General features: G+C 31.3%; 20 protein-coding genes. 11 read left to right on the plus strand and 9 right to left on the minus strand.

Going from position 1 to position 23045, the window contains the following annotated elements; all coding sequences use genetic code 11:
- Positions 1-47: 47 nt before the first annotated feature.
- The 6 genes from Q4517_RS10410 to Q4517_RS10435 all read left to right on the plus strand — a co-directional run bounded on the left by Q4517_RS10410 (position 48) and on the right by Q4517_RS10435 (position 8058).
- Positions 48-329 (plus strand): DUF4834 family protein, encoded by a 282-nt coding sequence (locus Q4517_RS10410; protein WP_303508915.1) that lies wholly within the window; start codon positions 48-50, stop codon positions 327-329.
- 2 nt (positions 330-331) lie between these two features.
- Positions 332-2767 carry a YfhO family protein gene (locus Q4517_RS10415; RefSeq protein WP_303508917.1) on the plus strand — a complete coding sequence of 812 codons (2436 nt, stop codon included), beginning with the start codon at positions 332-334 and terminating at the stop codon, positions 2765-2767.
- 235 nt (positions 2768-3002) lie between these two features.
- Positions 3003-4187, plus strand: coding sequence for a glycosyltransferase family 4 protein (locus Q4517_RS10420; protein WP_303508920.1), 1185 nt, complete (start codon positions 3003-3005; stop codon positions 4185-4187).
- Between the two features lies 1 nt (position 4188).
- On the plus strand, positions 4189-5469 hold the full coding sequence (locus Q4517_RS10425; protein WP_303508922.1) for a glycosyltransferase family 4 protein: 1281 nt from the start codon (positions 4189-4191) through the stop codon (positions 5467-5469).
- Positions 5466-6551 carry a non-hydrolyzing UDP-N-acetylglucosamine 2-epimerase gene (gene wecB, locus Q4517_RS10430; RefSeq protein WP_303508923.1) on the plus strand — a complete coding sequence of 362 codons (1086 nt, stop codon included), beginning with the start codon at positions 5466-5468 and terminating at the stop codon, positions 6549-6551. Before Q4517_RS10425 ends, wecB begins: the two co-directional genes overlap by 4 nt.
- A 1-nt stretch (position 6552) precedes the next feature.
- Positions 6553-8058 carry a lipopolysaccharide biosynthesis protein gene (locus Q4517_RS10435; protein WP_303508925.1) on the plus strand — a complete coding sequence of 502 codons (1506 nt, stop codon included), beginning with the start codon at positions 6553-6555 and terminating at the stop codon, positions 8056-8058.
- A 373-nt stretch (positions 8059-8431) separates the two neighbouring features.
- Here the strand turns inward: Q4517_RS10435 and Q4517_RS10440 are convergent, their stop codons facing one another.
- The 8 genes from Q4517_RS10440 to Q4517_RS10475 form a co-directional block, all read right to left on the minus strand.
- Complete coding sequence (locus tag Q4517_RS10440) at positions 8432-9052, minus strand: WbqC family protein (RefSeq protein WP_303508928.1); 621 nt, start codon at positions 9050-9052, stop codon at positions 8432-8434.
- Positions 9052-10632 carry a signal peptidase I gene (lepB, locus tag Q4517_RS10445; RefSeq protein WP_303508932.1) on the minus strand — a complete coding sequence of 527 codons (1581 nt, stop codon included), beginning with the start codon at positions 10630-10632 and terminating at the stop codon, positions 9052-9054. The genes Q4517_RS10440 and lepB overlap by 1 nt, the downstream gene beginning before the upstream one ends.
- Before the next feature lie 79 nt (positions 10633-10711).
- Positions 10712-11416, minus strand: a complete 705-nt coding sequence (dapB, locus tag Q4517_RS10450; protein WP_303508935.1) for a 4-hydroxy-tetrahydrodipicolinate reductase — start codon at positions 11414-11416, stop codon at positions 10712-10714.
- 1 nt (position 11417) lies between these two features.
- The gene (locus Q4517_RS10455; protein ID WP_303508938.1) at positions 11418-11996 is read right to left on the minus strand and encodes a DUF5683 domain-containing protein; all 579 of its coding nucleotides are present in this window, start codon (positions 11994-11996) and stop codon (positions 11418-11420) included.
- Positions 11997-12884 carry a ParB/RepB/Spo0J family partition protein gene (locus tag Q4517_RS10460; protein WP_115900743.1) on the minus strand — a complete coding sequence of 296 codons (888 nt, stop codon included), beginning with the start codon at positions 12882-12884 and terminating at the stop codon, positions 11997-11999.
- A 9-nt stretch (positions 12885-12893) separates the two neighbouring features.
- A complete protein-coding gene (locus tag Q4517_RS10465) occupies positions 12894-13658 on the minus strand; it encodes a ParA family protein (protein ID WP_047789668.1) in 765 nt (254 codons plus the stop codon).
- 134 nt (positions 13659-13792) lie between these two features.
- Complete coding sequence (dnaN, locus tag Q4517_RS10470; protein WP_303508952.1) at positions 13793-14911, minus strand: DNA polymerase III subunit beta; 1119 nt, start codon at positions 14909-14911, stop codon at positions 13793-13795.
- Between the two features lie 86 nt (positions 14912-14997).
- Complete coding sequence (locus tag Q4517_RS10475) at positions 14998-15942, minus strand: lipid A deacylase LpxR family protein (protein WP_303508953.1); 945 nt, start codon at positions 15940-15942, stop codon at positions 14998-15000.
- A gap of 69 nt (positions 15943-16011) precedes the next feature.
- Here Q4517_RS10475 and ppk2 (Q4517_RS10480) point away from each other — a divergent pair, with 69 nt between their 5' ends.
- Complete coding sequence (gene ppk2 / locus Q4517_RS10480) at positions 16012-16869, plus strand: polyphosphate kinase 2 (RefSeq protein WP_303508954.1); 858 nt, start codon at positions 16012-16014, stop codon at positions 16867-16869.
- A 2-nt stretch (positions 16870-16871) separates the two neighbouring features.
- Entirely contained in the window at positions 16872-17651 is a 780-nt protein-coding gene (ppk2, locus tag Q4517_RS10485; protein ID WP_115900739.1) for a polyphosphate kinase 2, read from the plus strand.
- Here the strand turns inward: ppk2 (Q4517_RS10485) and Q4517_RS10490 are convergent, their stop codons facing one another.
- Positions 17652-18287 (minus strand): hypothetical protein, encoded by a 636-nt coding sequence (locus Q4517_RS10490; protein ID WP_303508956.1) that lies wholly within the window; start codon positions 18285-18287, stop codon positions 17652-17654.
- A gap of 83 nt (positions 18288-18370) precedes the next feature.
- Between Q4517_RS10490 and Q4517_RS10495 the strand changes: the two genes are divergently transcribed.
- The 3 genes from Q4517_RS10495 to Q4517_RS10505 all read left to right on the plus strand — a co-directional run.
- Entirely contained in the window at positions 18371-18916 is a 546-nt protein-coding gene (locus Q4517_RS10495; RefSeq protein WP_303508958.1) for a Smr/MutS family protein, read from the plus strand.
- A gap of 59 nt (positions 18917-18975) precedes the next feature.
- Complete coding sequence (locus tag Q4517_RS10500) at positions 18976-20112, plus strand: cysteine desulfurase family protein (protein WP_303508960.1); 1137 nt, start codon at positions 18976-18978, stop codon at positions 20110-20112.
- Positions 20113-20441: 329 nt separating this feature from the next.
- Positions 20442-23045, plus strand: a 2604-nt coding sequence (locus Q4517_RS10505; protein WP_303508962.1) for a choice-of-anchor L domain-containing protein, incomplete at its 3' end; no start/stop codon positions are given.

The following is a 23045-nucleotide window of genomic DNA, read 5'->3' on the forward strand; positions in this document are numbered from 1 at the left end:
TGCTTCAAATTGTTATTTTTGATTGATTTTTTTATTTTAAGAAAAAGATGACATATTTAAATGAAGCTGGACCTGTGAATTTTTTAAAGACCATATTAATTATTCTGTTAGTTTATTACGTTATAAAGTTTTTAGCGAAACTTTTTGCACCATACCTAATAAAAAAAGCAGTAGACAAAGTACAAAAGAAAGCTGAGCAACAGTATAGAAACCAACAACAAGCATCTGATGTTGAAGTAGGGAAAACTGTTATTGATAAAAAGCCAAATAATTCGAAAGAAAGTAATAATTCTGTTGGCGAGTACGTTGACTATGAAGAAATAGACTAACCATGAACTTAAAGAAATTTTTACCGTTTGCAATAGCAATTATTGTTTTTGCAATAGCATCTGTATTGTATTTTAATCCGGTTTTAAGCGGAAAACAAATTAAACAAAGTGACATTACCCAATTTATAGGAATGTCAAAAGATGTAAAAGAGTATAGAGCAGAAAAAGGAGAAGAGCCTTATTGGTTAGATAATGCTTTTAGTGGAATGCCAGCATATCAGGTAAGTGCTTATTATCCGAATGATTTTGTACGTTATATTGATAGGGTTATTCGGTTTTTACCTAGACCTGCAGATTATCTTTTCTTATACTTTTTAAGTTTTTTTGTACTGTTAACAGCTTTAAAAGTAGATTGGAAGCTAGCTATTTTAGGTAGTTTATCCTTTGGGTTTTCTACCTATTTGATAATTATTTTTGGAGCAGGACACAATGCGAAAGCACATGCTATAGGTTATATGCCAATGGTGATTGCAGGAGTTATTTATATTTTCAGAAAACGTTACCTATTAGGGTTTGTTCTAACAGCTTTGGCAATGGCTTTAGAGATTTACTCTAATCACCCGCAAATGACTTATTATTTAGGGTTTTGTTTGTTGATTTTGGTAATTGTTGAATGTGTTGAAGCTTTCAAATCGAGAACATTACCTGTGTTCCTTAAACAATCAGCTATTTTGGTTGCAGCAATGTTAATTGGTGTTGGAGCTAATTCTACCAGACTGTTAGCAATGAAAGAATATGCAGATTATAGTACGAGAGGTAAATCGGAGTTAACAATTACTCCTGATGGGATGCCTAAAGAAAAATCTTCTGGATTAGATAAGGAGTACATAACAGAGTATAGTTATGGGATTGCTGAAACATTTAATTTAATGATTCCTCGTTTTATGGGAGGAGGAACGGTTGAAGAGTTAGGAGAGGATTCAAATTTTTATCAGGTTTTGGAACAAAATATAGATAGAAGTATTGCTAAAAGAGAATCTAACCAAGCATTAACTTATTGGGGGAAGCAACCTATTGTTGAAGCCCCAGCTTATATTGGTGCGATAGTTTTTTTCTTATTCTTTTTAGGAGTTTTCCTAGTAAAAGGACGATTAAAATATTGGTTGGTTGCAGCTACTATTTTTTCCATCGTATTAAGTTTGGGAAAAAATTTCTCTATAATAACGAACTTCTTTATCGACTATGTTCCGTTGTATAATAAGTTTAGAGCGGTTTCGTCTATTCAGGTAATTGCAGAACTATGTGTTCCATTGTTAGGGATTCTGGCATTAAAAGAATTTTTCTCTTCAAAAAATTCTTCCGAAGAAAAAGAAAATGCACTAAAGAAAGCTTTTTACATTATTGGAGGTATTTCTTTATTATTCTTATTATTTGGATCTAGTTTGTTTGCTTTTGAAGGATTACGTGATGGACGATATCAACAACTTCCAGAATTAATAGATGCTTTAATTACAGATAGAAAATTAATGTTATTTAATGATAGTTTACGTTCTCTTTTATTGGTTTTAGCTGTTGCAGGAATGTTATGGCTTTACTTAAAAGGAAAATTGAAGCAAGTACCTGTGTTAATTGTATTGGGAGGATTGATAATTTTTGATTTAGTTTCAATAGATGCAAATTATGTTAATAAGGAAGATTTTACTTCAGCTAGAAGAGTGCAAAAACCATTTACAGCAACAAAGGCTGATACAGAAATTTTAAAGGATACTGGAAATTATCGAGTTGTTGTTTTTAGCATAACCGAAACACCAGAAAAGAAAAAATTATATTATCAAACATCTATGCAAGATGGTAGAACTTCTTATTTCCACAATTCGATAGGAGGGTATCATGCTGCCAAAATGAAACGTTATCAAGAGTTGTTTGATTATCAAATAGCTAAAAATAACATGGAAGTACTAAATATGTTAAATACCAAGTACTTTATTGTTAATGAAGAACAATTTCAAGAAAATCCCGAAGCTAATGGAAATGCATGGTTTGTAACTTCTTTAAAAGAAGTTGATTCTGCAAATGAAGAAATTATAGCATTAGATAGTCTGAGAACAAAAACGGAAGCAGTTATAAACTCAAAGGAGTTTAAAGTAGGAGTTGATGCGTTTGAAAAAGATTCAACAGCTACTATTTCTATAAAAAAGAAAGATCTTACTGAATTGGTGTATGAATCAAATACAAGTTCAAATCAATTTGCTGTATTTTCAGAAATATATTATAAAGATGGATGGAAAGCTTATATTGATGGAGAGAATGTTCCGTATTATAGAGTAAATTATATATTAAGAGGACTCAATGTTCCTGTAGGTAAACACACCATAACTTTTAAATATGAGCCTGCAATAATTAAAACAGGAAGTTTGGTGTCGCTACTTTGCTATGGTTTATTAGTTTTAGTGCCCTTAGGTTGGTTAGCAGTATCGCAAAAAAATAAAAATAGTTAGGGTAGTTAGTTATCAAGATTTTTTATAAGCTGAAGGTGTTATACTTTTTGCAAAGCGTCAATATAAAAGTTTTTTATAAATGACTGTAACTATACTTTTGTAGGAGAGTAAATAGCTGATGTTTGTTGTAAAGAAGGATAAACAAAGGTTATGAAAAGATAAAGAAAAGAGACCTTCGATTCTCTTTTTTTGTTTAAGATATATTGAGTTACATTTGTTGTTATATAAGCAGTGTATGAGAATAGGAATGATTTTGGATAAGGTTTTTCCACCCGATCCACGTGTAGAAAATGAAGCAATAGAGTTAATAAAATCGGGACATGAGGTTTTTTTATTTTGTTTAAATTATAAAGATGAACCTTCACAAGAGATTATTAACACAATAAATATAAAACGATATAAATCAAATAAAATAGAATATAAATTATCAGCATTAGCTTACACTTTTCCTTTTTATTCTTTATTAATGAAAAGAAAGCTTACATGTTTTTTATATAAAAATACCATTGAAGCTATACATATTCATGATATTAGAATAGCTGAAGCAGCTTTTTTAGCGAATAAAAAGTTTCAGTTACCAATTGTTTTAGATTTACACGATAACATGCCAGAGGTAATGAAGTTTTATCCGCATTTACAAAAGTTTCCTGGAAAATACTTGATTTCTCCAAAAAGATGGAAAAAGAAAGAAGAAGAATTTATAAAAAGAGCAGACAAAGTTATAACAGTATCGCAAGAGTTTATCAATGAAGTAATTCAAAGAACAAAAGTACCGGAAGAAAAAGTTGTTTTAGTACCAAATACAATTAGAAAGTCGTTTTATGAATCGTATAAACTTGAAAACAAAATAATCAAAAAGTTTAAAGATAATTTTGTAATTCTTTATTTAGGAGATACACATTTAAGAAGAGGATTGTTAACAGCTATAACCTCTGTAAGCAAACTTAAAAATATAATTCCTACAATAAAGTTAGTAATAGTAGGAAAAAATACAACAGATATTAAACTAAAGAAAAAAGTTGCAGAATTACAAATAGAAAAATATGTTAGTTTTGAAGGTTGGCAAAACGTTTTATTATTTCCTTCTTATATTAAAGCTAGCAGTATTTGTATATCGCCACTACACAGAAACATACAGCACGATGTTGCCTATGCTAATAAATTGTTTCAATACATGAGTTTAGAAAAACCTTTGTTGGTAAGTAATGCAATTGCACAAAAAAAATTAATAGAAAAGATAAAAGCAGGACTAGTGCATGAGGAAAAAAATGTAGAAGATTTTAGTAAGAAGGTTTTAACCTTATATAATGATGCAACTCTTAGAGATAAACTAGGAAAAAATGGAGCAACTTTTGTTAGAAATCAGTTTACTTGGGATAAGACCTCAGAAGAGTTAATAAACACATATAACAATTTGTAGTTTGAGAGCACTTATAATAACATATTATTGGGTGCCTGCAGGGGGCTCTGGGGTACAACGCTGGTTGAAATTTGTAAAGTACTTACGTGATTTTGGCATAGAACCAGTCATTTATACAGTAGATGGAGCAAATTACCCAATTATAGATACTTCTTTAGAAAAAGATATACCTGAAGGTATAGAGGTGGTTAAAAGTACTATACGAGAACCTAACAATATTTTTTCAATTTTAAAAAAAAGTGAGACAAAAACAAGTGCTGGTTTTTTAGATCTTAACCCGAGTTTAATAGGTCAGGTAATGCAATATGTTCGAGCTAATTATTTCATTCCTGATGCAAGAAAATTTTGGGTAAAACCTTCAGTTAATAAGCTGAAAAAATATTTAAAAGAAAATACTATTGATGCTATTATAACTACCGGACCACCACATAGCTTACACTTAATCGGGTTACAGCTTAAAAAAGAACTAGGATTGAAGTGGATTGCAGATTTTCGTGATCCTTGGACAGATATTGATTATTTTCATCAACTACCTCTAACGGAAAAGGCTAAAGCTAAACATCATCAGTTAGAGCAAGAAGTACTAAGGTATGCTAACGCAAGTTTGGTGGTAGGGGAGACAATGAAAAAGAACTATCAAAAATTTTCAAAGAATATTCACGTTATAACTAATGGCTTTGACTCTGAAGAGAATAATAAAGAGAATGTTATTCTTGATGAAAAGTTTTCAATAACACATATAGGTTTGATGAATGCTGATAGAAATCCAAAAATTTTATGGAGAGCATTGTCAGAATTATGTAAAGAGGATAAAGAGTTTACAGAAGACTTAGAAATTAAACTAATAGGAAAAGTAGCAGAAGAAGTTGAAAAAGCTTTGGGAGTATACGAGTTTAAAAATATTACAAAAATTGCATATGTTCCGCATAAAGAAGTACAACAACACCAAAAAACTTCGCAAGTTTTGTTGTTAGCTGTAAATAAAGTACCAAGTGCTAAGGGAATTATAACAGGTAAAATTTTTGAATATTTACAGGCAAAACGCCCTATCTTAGCGGTAGGTCCAGAAGATGGTGATTTAGCAGAAATACTTGCTAAAACTAACTCAGGAACTATTGTTGATTTTGATGATGTAGTAAAAATGAAAAAAGAAATTAAACTTCTTTATAATCAATATAAGAAAGGAGCTTTAGAAGTTAATTCTGAAAACATAGAGCAGTACCATCGAAAAAAACTAACAGAAAAATTATCTATCATACTAAAACAAGTCGTTAATTCTTGAAAAAAGTAGTAACTATATTAGGTGCACGCCCACAATTTGTAAAAGGAGTTGTGTTAAGTAGAGTGATTCAAAAACACAATAAAGTAGAAGAAATAATAGTGCATACAGGGCAGCATTTTGATGCTAATATGAGCGCTGTTTTTTTTGAGGAAATGCAAATACCTAAGCCTAAGTATAATTTAAATATTAATGGGTTAAATCATGGGGCGATGACTGGGCAAATGTTGGAGAAAATTGAAGAGATTTTACTAGTAGAAAACCCGGATGTCGTTGTTGTGTATGGAGATACAAATTCGACGTTGGCAGGTACTTTGGCAGCCAAAAAACTTCATATAAAAGTAGTGCATGTTGAAGCTGGATTACGCTCGTTCAATATGCAAATGCCAGAAGAAATAAATCGTATCTTAACAGATAGGATAGCAAATTTATTAAGTTGTCCAACAGAAATAGCAGTATCAAATTTAAAAAATGAAGGATTTGATAGCTTTAATACTTTGATAGAAAAACATGGTGATATAATGAAAGATGCTGTGGAGTTTTATAGTAAGGTGTCAGAGGAGAAATCAACTATTATAAAAGATTTAGGTTTGATTAAAAATGAATTTGTATTAGCAACAATTCATCGCCAAGAAAACACTGATGATAAAGAGAAATTAACTAATATTTTTGAAGCTCTTGAAAAAATTAATGTTTCAAAAAAAGTAGTATTACCATTACATCCAAGGACAAAAAAAATGCTTGATGAGTACAAATTAAAGCCTAATGTAACTTTTATTGAGCCTGTAGGTTATTTTTCTATGTTAGAATTGTTAAAGAATTGTACTCTTGTTATAACTGACAGTGGAGGATTGCAAAAAGAGGCTTTCTTTAATAAGAAATTTTGCGTAATAGTAAGAGAAGAAACAGAATGGAAAGAATTAGTGGATAACGGTTATGCTGCTATAACAGGGGCTAATTCAGAAAAAATAGAAACTCATTTTCAACAGTTCTTAGCCCTGTCAAAAGACTTTAAAGAGTCACTGTATGGAGATAATGTAGGAGAAAAAATATATAAATCAATACTAAAATTAATAAAAGAATAAATTGGGAATTGTATTTAAACAATCGTTCAGAAACACTCTAATAATCTATTTAGGGTTTTTAATTGGAGGTATTAACACCTTGGTGTTATACACACGGTTTTTAGGAGATGAGTATTATGGGTTAGCAACCTATGTTTTTTCGGCTTCAAACTTAATTATGCCTATAACAGCCTTTGGAGTTCACTTTACAATTATCAAGTTTTTTTCTGGATATACTTCAAAAGTAGAAAAAGATAAATTTTTAAGCTCTATAATTTTTTTACCATTATTTATAGCGATTCCAATAGGATATTTTTGGAATTTCTTTCATAACTGGATTATGAATTATGTAGTAGCAAGTGGTTCTAATGAAAATTTAATAATTGAAGACTACACAATTTATATTTATATAATAGCGGTTGCTTGCGCCTATTTTGAAGTGTTTTATTCATGGGCAAGAGTACAAATGCAATCGGTTTTTGGTAATGTTTTAAAAGAGCTATATAACAGAGTAGCTGTAATGGTTTTACTTTTGGCTGTGTATTTTCATTTGATAACTAAGGAAGAGTTTCTAGTATATATGTCGGTAGCATATATATTTAGAGTGTTGTTAATGATGATATATGCGTTTCGTTTATATACACCAAAATTTGCATTCAGTTTACCAGATAATTTTAAAGAAGTTTTACGATACACTTTTTATATCATTTTAGCAGGTAGCGCAGGAGCAATAATTTTAGATATTGATAAAGTAATGATACCAGGCAAAGAAGGCTTTGCTACTGCGGCGTATTATACTGTAGCAGTATTTATTGGGTCGTTTATAGAAGCACCAAGTAGAGCTATGGGACAAATTTTGCAACCGCTTACTTCTAAAGCGATCAATGAAAATAACCCAAAAGAAACAGAAAGTTTATATAAAAAGAGTTCTATTAACTTATTATTGATTGGAGGATTGTTTTTTGTATTAGTGAATTGTAATGTAGAAGAATTATTCAGGTTGATGCCTAATGAAAATTACGGAGCAGGAGGAGTATTAGTAGTATTACTGATTTCTTCTGCAAAATTATTTTTAATGCTATTAGGAAGCAATGGAGCTATTATTAGTAATTCTAAGTTTTATCGCATAACCTTACCAGTAGGTCTTGGAATGGCTTTTTCGGTATATTTTTTAAATATTTATTTTTTTAATGATTTAGAAATGGGAACAAAAGGGTTAGCACTGGCAACACTTATCACAGTTTTAGTATTTAATACATTTAAACTATGGTTTGTAAAAGAAAAATTCAACATGACGCCTTTTACTAATAAAACACTTTTAATGATTGTAATCATTTTAATTATGTTTTTAGGGTTTTATTTTTGGAATTTTTCAATACCTAAGTTTTATCTTTTTGACTTTCCAATTCACCCAATAGTAAACATTATTTTAAAAAGTATATTAATTATAGCGATTTATGTTTTTGTAGTAGTAAAATTATCTATTTCTGAACAGATTAACAATTTAGCTAAAAGATATATAAAGTAAAAAGACCTGAACACAAAGGGAACAAGTCTTTTCTTAATAATAAGGGAAATGAAACATTAAAAGGGGGAAATGCTTCGTTGACAAATATATATAAAATAAGTAAATAACCTTTTAGTTTATGTAAAAAAATATAGGTTATTTAATCTCCGTCTTTCAAAGTCAGATGTCTTTTCTGTTGAAGTAAATGAAAAAATATTTAAGAGTAAATTTTCGGCTTTAAATATATTTTTTTCTAGTGTCTTTTTTATAGAATAAACTATTGAATAGCTCTAAAATATTAAAAATTCTATTTAAAGCAGCTTTAGATAAAGGATGAAAACCTCAGAAAAACTTTCTAAGTAAAATAAGTAAAGGATGAAATAATTAGAGGGGACTATCTCAAATTTACATTAATTTTTTCTAAAAAGCTAACAGTGTTAGGACCTTCCATAAAAAGAAGATCTAAAATAGATAAATTAGGTATAAACCCGTATTTATCATCAAACATTTGAATATAAGAATCCATTTCTATTTCAATTCCTTTTTTAGCAATAGCTAAAGGTCTAAAATCTGTGCTTTCAGAGTTTAGTTCGTAACTGGTTGTTTTATTGAATTGTTGCTTAATTTGTAGAGCATCAGTTACAAATAAATGAGTATCAATATTTAAATCTTGTAAGAATTTATACTTTTTGTTGAAAATAGTGAGTAAATCATTTTCAAAAAATTCAAAAAAAGGAGAGGAGCGATAAGCTGACTGTAATGACTTAAAATGTTGCTGTTGCCAAGGGAAGTCATTTTCAACTAAAGTATCTTTTGTCTTTTTTCGACCTTCTTTTGTTTTGTTTTTTACAGGAATATTTAGAGCAAGTTTACCATTAGCGCCATAAATATAACAACGGTTACGGTAGGTTTGTTTTTGATAATTATCATTAACCTCAAAAGTAATAGCATCCGATTGATAGATTGCTGCATATTGCGAAATAGGAGCAAAGTATGTTGGGATAAAAAGTGACATTAGGCTTTCTTCTTTTTACTTTTTCTAAAACTATACACAATATAGCCCCCAATTGATAATAAAACTAACCAAAGATAAGAAACTGGTTTACCACTACCCCCAACAGTTGTAAACATTCTGTCCCAACGAATAGAGTTTAATTTAGCTATAAAACTAGGTGCATTGGCATCCCAACTTAACCAAATCATAACAGGTTTACCAACTACATGATCAAAAGGTACATACCCCCAATTTCTAGCATCTAATGAGCGTTGACGATTGTCACCCATCATCCAGTAATAGTCTTGCTTAAAAGTGTATTCTTTTGCCTTCTTACCATTGATGTAAATATCGTCTCCAAAAATAGTTAAATTGTTGTTTTCATATCTTCGAATAATTTGCTCGTAAAAAGGAATGGTTGCAGCATTTAATTCAACCGTTGCTCCTTCTTTTGGAATATATATAGGGCCAAAATTATCAGTAGACCAAGCATATCTTGGGTCGTGAGGAAAAACAGATTTATCATAAGTTCCTTTTGGAGTTAAGTGTTTTTCAATGTTTTTTACAATTGGGTTTTTAGCTATTAAAGCAGCCTCTTCATCAGTTAAATTCAATACATATTTATCACCTTGCATTCCCCATTCTCTGATGTTGTATCTCTTTACTGCGCCTTCACTAAACTTTTCACCGTTAGTGTCTACAATATGTAGCCATTGTGGTTTTGCTCTATCAGGTAATACAGTTCTCTTTCCATTAATAAATACATAACCATCACGCACTTCTAAAGTATCACCAGGAGTACCTACTGCACGTTTTACATAGTTTGTACGTTTATCAATGGGTTTATAAGTGAAATTTCCAGAATTATCTCCCCACATCGTAGCTAGGGAATCTGAAGGCCAGCTAAAAACAACAATATCATTACGCTTAATTTTTTGAAAGCCAGGAACTCGCATGTAAGGTAAAGATAGCTTGTTTAGCAAACCATCTTTATTTTTATCGTCAGATAAGAATGATTTTGTACCTAACACAGGAATAGTATCATGTGCCATAGGTGCAGCAACAGTGGTCATAGGTACACGAGCACCGTAATGAAATTTACTTACAAACAAGTAATCACCAACCAATAAGGTTTTTTCTAATGATGATGTAGGAATGGTGTAGGGTTGCATAAAGTAAGTATGCACTAAAGTAGCAGCAATAATAGCAAAAGCAATAGAACTTACCCATTCACCCAAAGGAGATCTTGGTTTTAAGCTCCTATTTTCTATATGCTCTGCATTCGTAAAATAGTTAATATAATAGATGTATAACCCTAAAGTTAGAATAGCAAGGATAGTATCAGGTCTTTTATTAAAACCAAAACTTCTACAAGTTTCAACCCAAATTATAGGAAACATTAATAAATTTACAATAGGAATAAATAATAAAACTACCCACCATTTTGGGCGATTTATTATTTGCATTAATACGATAGCATTGTATACAGGTACCGCTGCTTCCCAAGCTTTTCTGCCAGCTCTAGTATATAACTTCCAAGTACCTAAAAAATGAATAACTTGTATGAATAAAAAGAATAAAAACCATTCAGTAAATGTCATAATCTATATATTTTGTATTTCCTTTTAAGGAATAAAATTCAATATTATTTGTGTGTTTTTAGAGTTTTTTGTTACGCTATTAACCTAAGTTTAACACATCTCTCATCGTAAAAACACCTGTCTTGTCTTTCTTCAACCATTCAGCAGCAATAACAGCTCCTAAAGCAAACCCTTGACGGTTATGAGCAGTATGCTTAATATCAATAGTATCTACTTCAGAATTATAAGTTACAGTATGAGTACCAGGAACATCTGGAGTTCTAATAGCTTTAATAGGAATATTTTCGTCTGATGTTTTTTCATCTAATTCCCAAGCCTTTTGGTTAGTGTTTTCAATAACACCTTCTGCCAATGTAATTGCAGTACCGCTTGGAGCATCTAACTTTTTAGTATGATGAATCTCTTCAATAGAAACATTATATTGTTCTAAAGTACTCATCATTTTAGCAAGCTGTTTGTTTAGTTCAAAGAAAACATTAACACCTAAACTAAAGTTAGAGGCATAAATAAATGCACCGCTTTTTTTATTACATAAATCAACAACATCGTTGTATTTATCTAACCAACCAGTAGTACCAGAAATAATAGGTATATTATTGTTAATACAATTGCTGATGTTGTTGTATGCAGAAGAAGGAATACTAAAGTCTATTGCTACATCAGCTTTTGTAATATCATAAACTTCTTTTCCAGAATTTTTTATAACGATTTCATGTCCTCTTTGTAAAGCAATTTTTTCAATTTCTTTACCCATTCTACCATAACCAAGTAAGGCTATTTTCATCTTAAAAAGAATATTTTAGTGTTAAACCAACTTTTGGGGCTTCAATAAATAAAGGATCAGGAGTTATTACTGGTTTTACAGATAAACTGTCATCTGTGTCAAATTGTAATAAGTGCGCATTAACACTAGCCTCAACAATTTGTAAAACGTATAAAAGCACACCAGTTAATAATGATAAATCTCTATTTTTTCGTAAAGTTTTTTGAGCACTTTCTAAACCAGGAGTAGAAATAAGAACAGTTCCATCCTCTCTAGTAAATTCGTCTTTTAATCCTTGGCTTCTTAGCTTAAAAGCTGTTCGGTAGCGATCATACTGGTTACTATTATCAATATAAAAATAAGCACTAGCACCCATTGCCGCCCATACTATAGGAGCTTTCCAATACTTTCCATTATAAATTTGCCCACCTCCAGGGAAAATAGCCGAATAAAAAGCAGCTTTTGAAGGAGATAAAGGGTTGTATTTGTCGCTAGTTAATTGAAGCTGTTTTGCTCTAACTGCAATAGAATCTTTTTGAGCAAAGGCATTTTGAAACAAAAAAAGACTAAAAAAAGCGAATATGATTATACGTACGTTCAATTACTTTAATAAGTTTTTAATGCGATTAAAATCTTCTTCTGAATGAAAAGGAATAGAAATTTTACCTTTTCCACGATTATTTACAGAAACATCAATCTTATGACCAAAATAATCACTGATATCTTTAACACTTTCAGAAATATAATTAGGTAAAGGTTTCTTTTTTACTGCCTTAGCAACTTTACCAGCTTTTAAGTTTTTGACTAGTTCTTCAGTTTGACGTACTGATAATTTATCACGAACAATTTTCTCATAAATATTTAATTGATCAGAATTACTATCAACATTAATCAAAGCACGACCGTGTCCCATTGAAATAAATCCGTCACGCATTCCTGTTTGAATAATTGGGTCTAATTTCAATAAACGTAAGTAGTTGGTAACTGTAGAACGTTTTTTACCTACACGAGTACTCAATTCTTCTTGTGTAAGTTGAATTTCATCAATTAAACGTTGGTATGAAAGAGCAACTTCAATTGGGTCTAAATTTTTACGTTGAATATTTTCAACCAATGCCATTTCAAGCATTTCCTGATCGTTAGCTAAACGAATATAAGCAGGAACAGTCTTGTTTCCAATAAGTTTAGAGGCTCTGAAACGGCGCTCTCCAGAAACTAATTGAAATTTATCACTAGAAAGTTTACGGACAGTAATAGGCTGAATAACACCTAATTCTTTAATAGAACTAGCTAATTCGCGCAACGCTTCTTCATCAAAATAAGTTCTAGGTTGATACGGGTTTACATCTATCGAATTTATATCGATTTCAAGAATGTTTCCTACTAACTTATCTGCATTTTTGTCTTCTGCTGAATTTACTTCTGCAGTTTCCTTTAATAATGCTGATAAACCTCTACCTAAAGCTTGTTTTTTTGTTGCTTTTGCCATGTACAGTAATTATGCGTTTTTAGTTAAAATTTCGTTCGCCAAATTTAAGTAATTTACGGCACCTTTACTCGTTGCATCGTATGAAATTATACTTTCTCCATAACTTGGTGCTTCACTTAAACGGATATTTCTGTGTACTATTGTTTCAAAAACCATAGAACTGAAGTGTTTACGTACTTCGTCTACAACTTGATTTGATAAACGTAAACGAGAATCGAACATAGTTAATAATAAACCTTCAATTTCTAATTCTTGATTGTGTATTTTCTGAACACTTTTAATGGTGTTTAATAACTTTCCTAAACCTTCTAAAGCAAAGTATTCACATTGAATAGGTATAACAACAGAGTCTGCTGCTACAAGTGAGTTTAAGGTTATTAAACCTAAAGATGGAGCACAATCAATTAAAATAAAATCGTAATCATCTTTAATATCTTCTAACGCTTTTTTTAACATGTATTCGCGTTGTTGCTTGTCTACCAATTCAATTTCAATGGCTACTAAATCAATATGAGCAGGGATTAAGTCAACGTTTGGAGAGTCAGTTTTTAAAACAGTATCCTTTGCAGAGATTGTATGTTCTAAAACCTGATATGTTCCAATTTCTATACTTTCAACGTCTAAACCTAAACCAGAAGTAGCATTTGCTTGGGGATCAGCATCAATTAACAATACTTTTTTTTCTAAAACACCTAAAGCCGCAGCTAAGTTCACAGATGTAGTAGTTTTACCTACGCCACCTTTTTGATTTGCAATTGCAATAATTCTACCCATTATAATTTATAAAGTTTGAAAGAGGTAAATTTACAATTATTTATCATTTTTAAAAGAGAAAGACGTTAATAAAATTACAAAAGCCACAGACTTTTGATTCTGTGGCTTTTGTAATTTTATATATTGTGAATTTATTATCCGTTTAACATCACAGGCATAACAAGCATAGTTACTAATTCACCTTCTTCAGTTCCGTCAATTGGAGTTAAAATTCCAGCTCTATTTGGTAAACTCATTTCAATTAAAACATCGTTAGAGTTTAGGTTGTTTAACATTTCGCTTAAAAAACGAGAGTTAAACCCAATTTGCATATCATCTCCTTGATAATCACAGTTTAATCGTTCATCAGCTTTGTTAGAATAATCTAAATCTTCTGCAGAAATATTCAACTCAGTTCCCGCCATTTTTAAACGAATTTGATGCGTTGTTTTACTAGAGAAAATAGACACACGACGAACAGAGTTTAAGAAAGAAGCCCTGTCAACAGTTAACTTGTTAGGGTTTTCTTTTGGTATAACAGCTTCGTAGTTAGGGTATTTTCCATCAATTAATCGGCAGATTAATACTACGTTGTCAAAAGTAAACTTAGCATTGGTGTCGTTGTACTCAATAATAACATTATTTTCTGATCCACCTAAAATTCCCTTTAATAAGTTCAAAGGTTTTTTAGGCATGATAAATTCGGCTGATTTATCAGCAGTAATATCGGTACGAGTATATTTTACTAATTTATGAGCATCCGTAGCTACAAAAGTTAACTCTTTCGAATTGAACTGAAAAAATACACCACTCATCACTGGACGTAGATCATCATTACCAGCCGCAAAAATAGTTTTAGAAATAGCTGTAGCTAAAATATTTGATGGGATTTCTGTACTACTTGGAGAAGGTAATTCTACAGCTTTAGGGAATTCATCTCCACTAAAGTATGCCATGTCATATTTTCCTTGTTCAGAAATAATCTCAATAGTATTATCTCCTTCAACCTTAAAAGTAAGTGGTTGCTCAGGAAATGTTTTTAAAGTATCTAATAACAAACGAGCATTAATAGCAATCGCTCCAGTATCAGTACTTTCTACTTCAATAACAGAAGACATGGTAGTCTCAAGATCAGAAGCAGATATTTTTAATTCGTTTTCAGATAGTTCAAATAAAAAGTTATCTAAAATTGGTAACGTGTTATTGCTATTTATAACTCCTCCTAAAACTTGTAGTTGTTTTAATAACTGTGAGCTAGATACGATAAATTTCATTTAGTAATTTTTCTATTTATTAGACTTACAAATATATCTTAATTTGATGATTTTAAAAATTATTTTTTTTAAAGAGCACAATAAGTTTAATTGAATTGATAATTTAATTGTATTGTGCCATAAAAATTCCCTTTAGGAACACGTGAGCTTTTGAGTTTTTTAGTGTGATAATTGATGGCGTATCCAAAATTAAAACGATTACTAGTAAAACGAATTCCAAACTCTGTTGTAAACTTAAAAGGCTCTACTTCAAACGTAACTGGGCTGTCGTCGTTTAAAAAACTTCCTTCAATAGTTGCGTCATAAACAACATAATGAAGCATTGGTTTTAGGTATAAAAAGACTTCCGCCTTATTTTCGAAGCTAGTGTTTTGGTTATTTAAGTTTCCATGAAAAGCGATGGAATTTGTAATGCTCTCTAAAGGCTTAAAACCAACACGAGTATACAAGCCTGTTGATAAGTCAGTGTAAACAGTACCTAACCTAGCAGAGTTTATCCAGTTAAGGTCAAAAATATTATCTCGGGCTATTTTTTTAATATAATCAGTATTTAAATTAAGAGCAAATGCATTTTTTATTTGGTACTCCCATCCTGTAGCTTCTCTAAAACCATACATTTTATGGATAATACCTTGCAATTCTTCACTTAAAGAAGATGAACCGATGACACCTATTTGAATGGATGTTTTTAAAATAGATTCATTTGTGTAAAACTTGTTTATACCAAAACTACCATATAAATAACCAGCAAAAGGACGATCATGCTCTTCAATAGTTTCAACAACAGCTTTGTAGGGAGTGTACATATGGTGTCCTAATTGAATTTCATATATTTTTTTATCAATATTTCCAACTTGCTTTTTACTTAGGAAGCGGTATGTTAAAAAGGCTCCGTTAGTATAATATCTGTCTTGATAAGTAGAAGTATATAAGTCATTATCATTTATAAAACTAAACTCCTTAGTGTATTTACGTTGTGAGAATGTACGAAGAGAAAATAAGATAAATAAAAGTAGTATATTTTTTTTCATAGCTGTAAATATCGTATTATTTTAGCACAACCTTGGTTAAATTATTAACAAGAATAACTAAATAAACTTATGAAAGAAAAACCTGAATTAACAATTGAAGACTTTGAAAGTGTTTCGACAAACGAAGAATTGTTGGCTATTATTGAAGAAAAGGGAATTTCTATTACAAAAGTTAAAGTAAAGCTAAATTATGAAGAAGAGCTGAGGAAGTTACAAATAGAGTTAGTAAAACTTCAGCAGTGGATAGCAAAAAATAATAAGCGAGTAGCTGTAATCTTTGAAGGTAGAGATGCAGCAGGAAAAGGAGGGAGTATTCGACGTTTTATGGAGCATATGAATCCGCGTTCTACTCGTTTAGTAGCTTTAAATAAACCAACTGAAGTAGAAAAAGGGCAATGGTATTTTCAACGATATATTAAAGAGTTGCCTAACCCAGGCGAAATTGTATTTTTTGACCGTAGTTGGTATAATAGAGCAGTGGTTGAGCCAGTGATGGGATTCTGTACAGATGACCAGTATAAAAACTTCTTAGTACAGGTACCAGAGTTTGAGCATATGTTGTATGAAGACGGTGTTGTGGTTATAAAGTTTTGGTTGTCAATTTCAAAAGAAGAACAATTACGACGTTTCAATTCTCGAAATAACAATCCTTTAAAACGTTGGAAGTTTAGCCCTGTTGATAAAAGAGGACAAGAATTATGGGATACATATAGTTACTATAAAAATGAAATGTTTAGTAAAACACATACGGCTTATAGCCCGTGGATAGTAGTAAAAACAAACAATAAAAAAGAAGCTAGAGTAGAGTGTATGCGCCATGTATTATCTCAGTTTGATTATGATGGAAGAGAAGAAGAAACAACAGTTTTAACGCCAGATCCAAATATTGTAATGCGTTATTATCGTTCAGTAAAACATTTAGATTAAGAATGGGAAAGTTAACTCAAAGAGACGTAAATAAATTAAATACAACAAGAGGTTTAAAAGCTTTATTATCGAAATCTTTTAATTTAGAAAGAGCAATCCGATATGTTGATTATGAGCGAAAATTAAAAAAGTTACAAGTTGAAATAATTCGTTTACAAGCCTGGGCGATTCAAGAAAATGAACGAATAATCGTGATTTTTGAAGGAAGAGATGCTGCGGGAAAAGGTGGGGCAATACGTAGAATAACAGAACGTATCAATCCTCGTCACATGCGAATTGTAGCGCTTCCTAAACCTAATGAAGATCAAAAAACACAATGGTATTTTCAGCGATATGTTGAACAGTTTCCTAAAGCAGGAGAAATTGTGTTTTTTGATAGAAGTTGGTATAATCGCGCAGTAGTTGAGCCCGTGAATGGTTTTTGTACTCAAGAGGAATATGAGATTTTTATGAATCAGGTAAACGATTTTGAACGTATGATTTTAGAATCTGGCATTCGGTTGGTGAAAATTTATATGTCTATCAATAAAAAAGAACAAGCAAAACGATTCAACGATATAAAAAATAATCCATTAAAACAATGGAAAATGACGCCTGTAGATGAAAAAGCACAAGAACTTTGGGATGATTATACAGAATATAAAAAAGCAATGTTCTCTAAAACAAATACAGAAATATCTCCTTGGAAAGTCATTCGAGCTAATAGAAAAACAGTAGCAAGGGTAAATGTAATTAATTATATTTTAGAAAGAATACCTTACGATAAAAGTATAAAAGTATAACTAAGGTAGCCTTTGTTGTATTTCTTTAAAAATAAAAAACAATTCACCAGCAATTTGTTTACTTGTTTGAAGATAAGTTTCTTCGGTTAAGTCAGTATTGTCTGATGTTTTAGGATCTTTATAAGGTAAATGAAAACGCTCGATAGCATCAGGAATAAACGGACAATTTTGATCAACACTATCACAAGTAGTAATTGCAATAAAAGGAAAACTATTTTGAGGATGATCATATAACTTTGAAAAACCTAAGATAGATTTCTTAGTCCCGTTAAAAGATACTAAATATCTAGGATTCTGATGAGAAAAATCAACAACACTAAAAATAAAGCCAGTTTTTTGTAAGCTTTTAACTGTGTTTCTGTGAAAAGAAGTAGTTTCTGTTCCACCAGAATAGGTAAACATATTCTTTAAATTAAAATATTCAATAGCAAAGAAGCTCCATACCTGGGCAATCTGACTTCTACGAGAATTATGAGTACAAATAAAGTTTAAATTTATTTTTTCTCTATCAAGATACTCTTCAAAAATAGTATCAGCTATTTCAAGTAATAAATCTTTACGGTCTTCAGTAAGAATTAATTCTTTTCTTGCTTCCTCAAAGAAATTTTTTGTGTTGATATTCTTAGTGTTTATCATTTATTTGCAGTTATTTTGCAGAGTGAAATTATTTGTAAAAATACAAGCTAATGCCCTTTTAGCTAATTAAATAAAGGTTAAGAATGTGTTTGGAAATAGGAAATAAAGTAGCTGTTATAGATGCTAACATTAGAGGAGTAGTAGTGAAATTAAATGGAGATAATGTTTTTGTATTAGATGATGAAGGTATGGAGTATTGCTTTACAAAAAAAGAACTAGTGAAGGTTGAAGTCGATCAAAATGAGCTAAGCAAGTATTCTGATATAAACAACCCAATGCTGAAAGCTAAAATTCAATCAAAAGAAAAAAAGAAAAAAACATCTTTTGTAAAAGATAAAAAAGAAGTGATAATGGAGGTAGATTTACATGCTGAAAAGTTAGTGAAATCTACAAGAGGAATGGATAATTTTGATATTTTGTCATTACAAATTAATACAGCAAAGCATAAATTAGAATACTGCATATCAAAAAAAATATCTAAGTTAGTTTTGATACATGGAATAGGAGATGGAGTTTTAAAAACAGAATTAAAATACTTGTTAAATAATTATCCAGTTAAATATTACGATGCTTCTTATCAAAAATATGGACAGGGAGCTACAGAGGTGTATGTTTTTCAAAATGGATAATTCATTTACAAAACGCCTAATGAGTTTAACTATCAACTAGAAAATCTTACTTTTGTGTTATGAATTCTATATACTTAGACAATGCCGCAACAACACCTATGCTGCCAGAAGTTATTGAGGTTGTTCAACAATCAATGCAAACAAATTATGGAAACCCATCATCTACGCATCAATATGGAAGGAAGGCTAAAGCTGCGGTTGAAACAGCTAGAAAAAATATAGCGAAACATTTTAATGTGTCTTCAAGTGAGATTATTTTTACAGCAGGAGGAACTGAAGCGGATAACTTAATTTTATTTAATGCTGTATTAAATTTAGGAGTAGAACGAATTATTACTTCTAAGATAGAGCATCACGCTGTTTTAAACACGGTGCAGTTTTTAGAAAAAAAGTATAAAATAACTGTTGATTACATTGAAGTAAATGAAAACGGGACTGTTTTAGTAGACGATCTGGGAGACATACTAAATAAATCAAAGAAAAAAACGTTGGTGAGTTTGATGTATGTAAATAATGAGATTGGCAATTTATTACCAATTGACAAAGTAGCGAAATTATGTAAAGAGCATAATGCTTATTTTCATTCAGATACGGTACAAGCCATAGGGCATTATGCCATTGATTTACAAAAAACACCAATAGATTTTATTGCAGCAAGTGCTCATAAATTTCATGGACCTAAAGGAGTAGGATTCGCTTATTTTAAAAAAGGAATTGGAATACTTCCAATGTTACATGGAGGTGAACAAGAAAAAGGAGCAAGGTCAAGTACTGAAAATGTACATTCAATAATTGGTATGGAAAAGGCGCTAACTATTGCTTGTGAAAACCTAAGAAAAGATGAGGAATATATAAAAGGGTTAAAGAAGTATTTTATAAGAAAAATAAAAGAAATAATCCCAAGTGTTATGGCTAATGGAGAATCGATGGAAGAAACAAGTTATACCATACTAAATTTACGATTTCCTGTTGAAGATAAAATGTTGTTGTTTAATTTAGATTTATCTGGAATAGCTGTATCTGGAGGTAGTGCCTGTCAGAGTGGTAGTAGTAAAGGATCTCACGTGTTACAAGAGTTTTTAGGTGAAGAGGAAGAAAAGAAAACATCCGTACGATTTTCTTTTAGTAAATTAAACACAATTGATGAAATTGATTATGCGTTGAACCAGTTAAAAAAGGTATTAAAAATAAAATAATTTTTTTTATTTGTTTTAAGTAAAAGTTAAAAAATATTGATTCTGTTATTGATATGTTTTATTGATGATAAGATTGTTTGTTATTTTTTTTTATTATAACGTGACTTAAATTGTTAATTTTACGTCTAATGTTTTAGTGAGAGTAAAAAAAGTTTACTTTTGCACATTCAAAATTTTAGAGGCCCCCCACAAGAAATAAGTTGTAAAAGAGCAACTTAATGTTTTTTTTGTGTGGGGTTTTTTATATCCCACCGTATTGTTTATTAAAAAATAAAAAGCCTTGAAGAACTTTAAGGCACAACATTGTATATAAAATAATATGTATTAATATGAGGGAGAGTTACATTTCAAATAACTTTACAATAAGAAAAGGTATTAAATTCTTTTTAACCTTAATTTTTTTAAGTGTAATTGTACACGTAAAAGCTCAGGTAGTAGTAACACCTAATCCTACAGCTGTACAAATAGCAACAGAATTACAATCAGCAGGTGTAATCATAACAAATCCTGTAATCACTAGAGGGGCAACAAACCAAATAGCTCTTTTTACAAATGGTGATGGAGGTGCTAACTTAGAGGTTGATAGAGGAATCGCTTTTACAACATCTAATGTTAATCAGGTTTTTGTTACAAATAATCAAACAGGACTATCTGTAAATGCTTCTGGAACAAATTATTCAGATACCGATTTAACAACAATTGATCCAGAGGCAACTAGGGATGTAGTTGTTTTTGAGTTTGATTTTAGAGCATTGCCAAACTATACAGGAGTTCTTTTAGAATATCAGTTTGGATCTGAGGAATACCCAGACTTTGTAGGATCTCCTTTCAATGATATTTTTGGTTTTTTTGTGACTGATCCTTTAGGGGTAGATCCAACAATACCAAATACTGCTCCTGGTGCAAATCTAGCACAGGTACCTAGTACTGCAAATCCAGTGGCAATTAATAATATAAATGCTGGTTTTAGAGGGAGTTCAGGAGGAGTTGGGGACTACCCCGGTATCACTCCTGATTTGTCGCAAGGTGCATTATATATTAATAATGGGCATGTTTTAGATAATGATACAAACCCAAATAATGCTGGCCCTGTAAATAATAATCCAGGAACCACTCCTATAGGCGTAGAGTTTAACGGTATTACTAGAAAATTAACCGCAAATATAAACTTAACACCAGGAATAACTTACCATATGAAAATAGCGATTGCAGATGTTTTTGATTCAAGTTATGACTCTGGTGTGTTTATTACAAAAGTAGGAGGTGTACCTATTATAGTTGCTGAAGATGATTCGGGAGAAGTTGTTAGTACTAATGGAGGGGTAGCCGTAGTAAATGTTTTAACAAATGATACAGTAGCAGGTATAACTAATCCATCTGCATCAGGAGTAGAGCTATCTGAAGTTAGTTCTGAAAATTCAGGAATAATATTAAATACAAATACAGGAGAAGTTACTGTAGCTTCTGGTGTACCAGCGGGGGTATATGAATTAGTGTATAGTTTATGTCAGCCTTCAACAAATTGTGATACAGCAGTGGTTACGGTAACAGTTTTAGCAGATAGTGATGGAGACAATGTTGCGGATAGAAATGATTTAGATGATGATAATGATGGTATTTTAGATACAGAAGAAAATAATTGTATAGGATCTATAAGTTATGAATTCTACAACTCTTACCCTGCATCTAATTCAGTAGATGATATACCAACTACAGGGGCTTTAGCTATAGGAACTCGGTCTAATTTCAATGTAGACCAATTATGGGCGCTACATACCCCAGGAGATGATGAAACATTTAGTGTTAGATATAAAGGGTTATTAAGAATAGATACTGATGGAGTTTATACATTTTATACAACATCAGATGATGGGTCTAAATTATTTATAAATGGAATAGAAGTTGTTGATAATGATGGATTACATGGTAGTCAAACCAGAAATGGTCAAATATCTCTTAAACCAGGAGTACATGAACTCGAAGTGTTATTTTATGAAAGAACAGGAGCTGAAAGTTTGTCGGTGGAATATGCAGGACCATCTATATCAAGAAGAAATTTACCATTCTCAAGATTAAGCTGTCTGTTAGATTCCGACAATGATGGAATACCAAATCATTTAGACTTAGATAGCGATAATGATGGATGTTATGATGCTATAGAGGGAGATGAGAATGTTCTTAGTTCTCACTTAAACTCTGACGGTAGTATCAACATTGCTGCTAATGGTGGAGCTGACACAAATGGTGTTCCTGTTTTAGTAAATTCAGGAAGTGCAGACATAGGAGGAGATAAAGGGCAAGGAATAGGAACTAGTACTGCAGCCAACCCCGCTCCAGATGCAGGAACATTAAGTGGAGGAAATGTGGTTTATGTTAATAATAGTATAACATTAACTTCGGATGGAAATTCGGGTGGGGTTTGGAGTTCATCAAATCCTTCTAGGGCAACAGTTAACGTTAGTACAGGAGAAGTTTCAGGGGTGCTAGCAGGAACAGTAACAATTACTTATACAGTTACTTCTATAGGAGGATGTGAAGATAGTTCAGATATATCTATAACGGTACGTATCCCACCAACTGTAACAATAGGAGATGTAACGGTATCAGAAGGAGATGACGCGATTGTTCCAGTAACGTTAAGCAATCCAAGTGTAGAAGATACTACCGTAGAAGTAACGGTTGATGGTGTGGCTTATTCAGTGACAATTTTAGCAGGAAATACTACAGGAAGTGTAACAGTTCCAACGATAGAAGATACTGTATCAGGAGAAGCTGACGAAGTTTTCCCAGCAACAGGAGTTGTAACAGCAGGAGCAACAGGAACTATAACGGATGGATCGGTAACAATAAATGATGATGATGGAGCCCCAACCGTAGCAAGCATTACAGATGCAAGTGGAACAGAAGGAAGTGCTGTAGAGTTTGACTTTACG

The organism is Tenacibaculum sp. 1_MG-2023 (assembly GCF_030547425.1).
Taxonomy (GTDB): domain Bacteria; phylum Bacteroidota; class Bacteroidia; order Flavobacteriales; family Flavobacteriaceae; genus Polaribacter.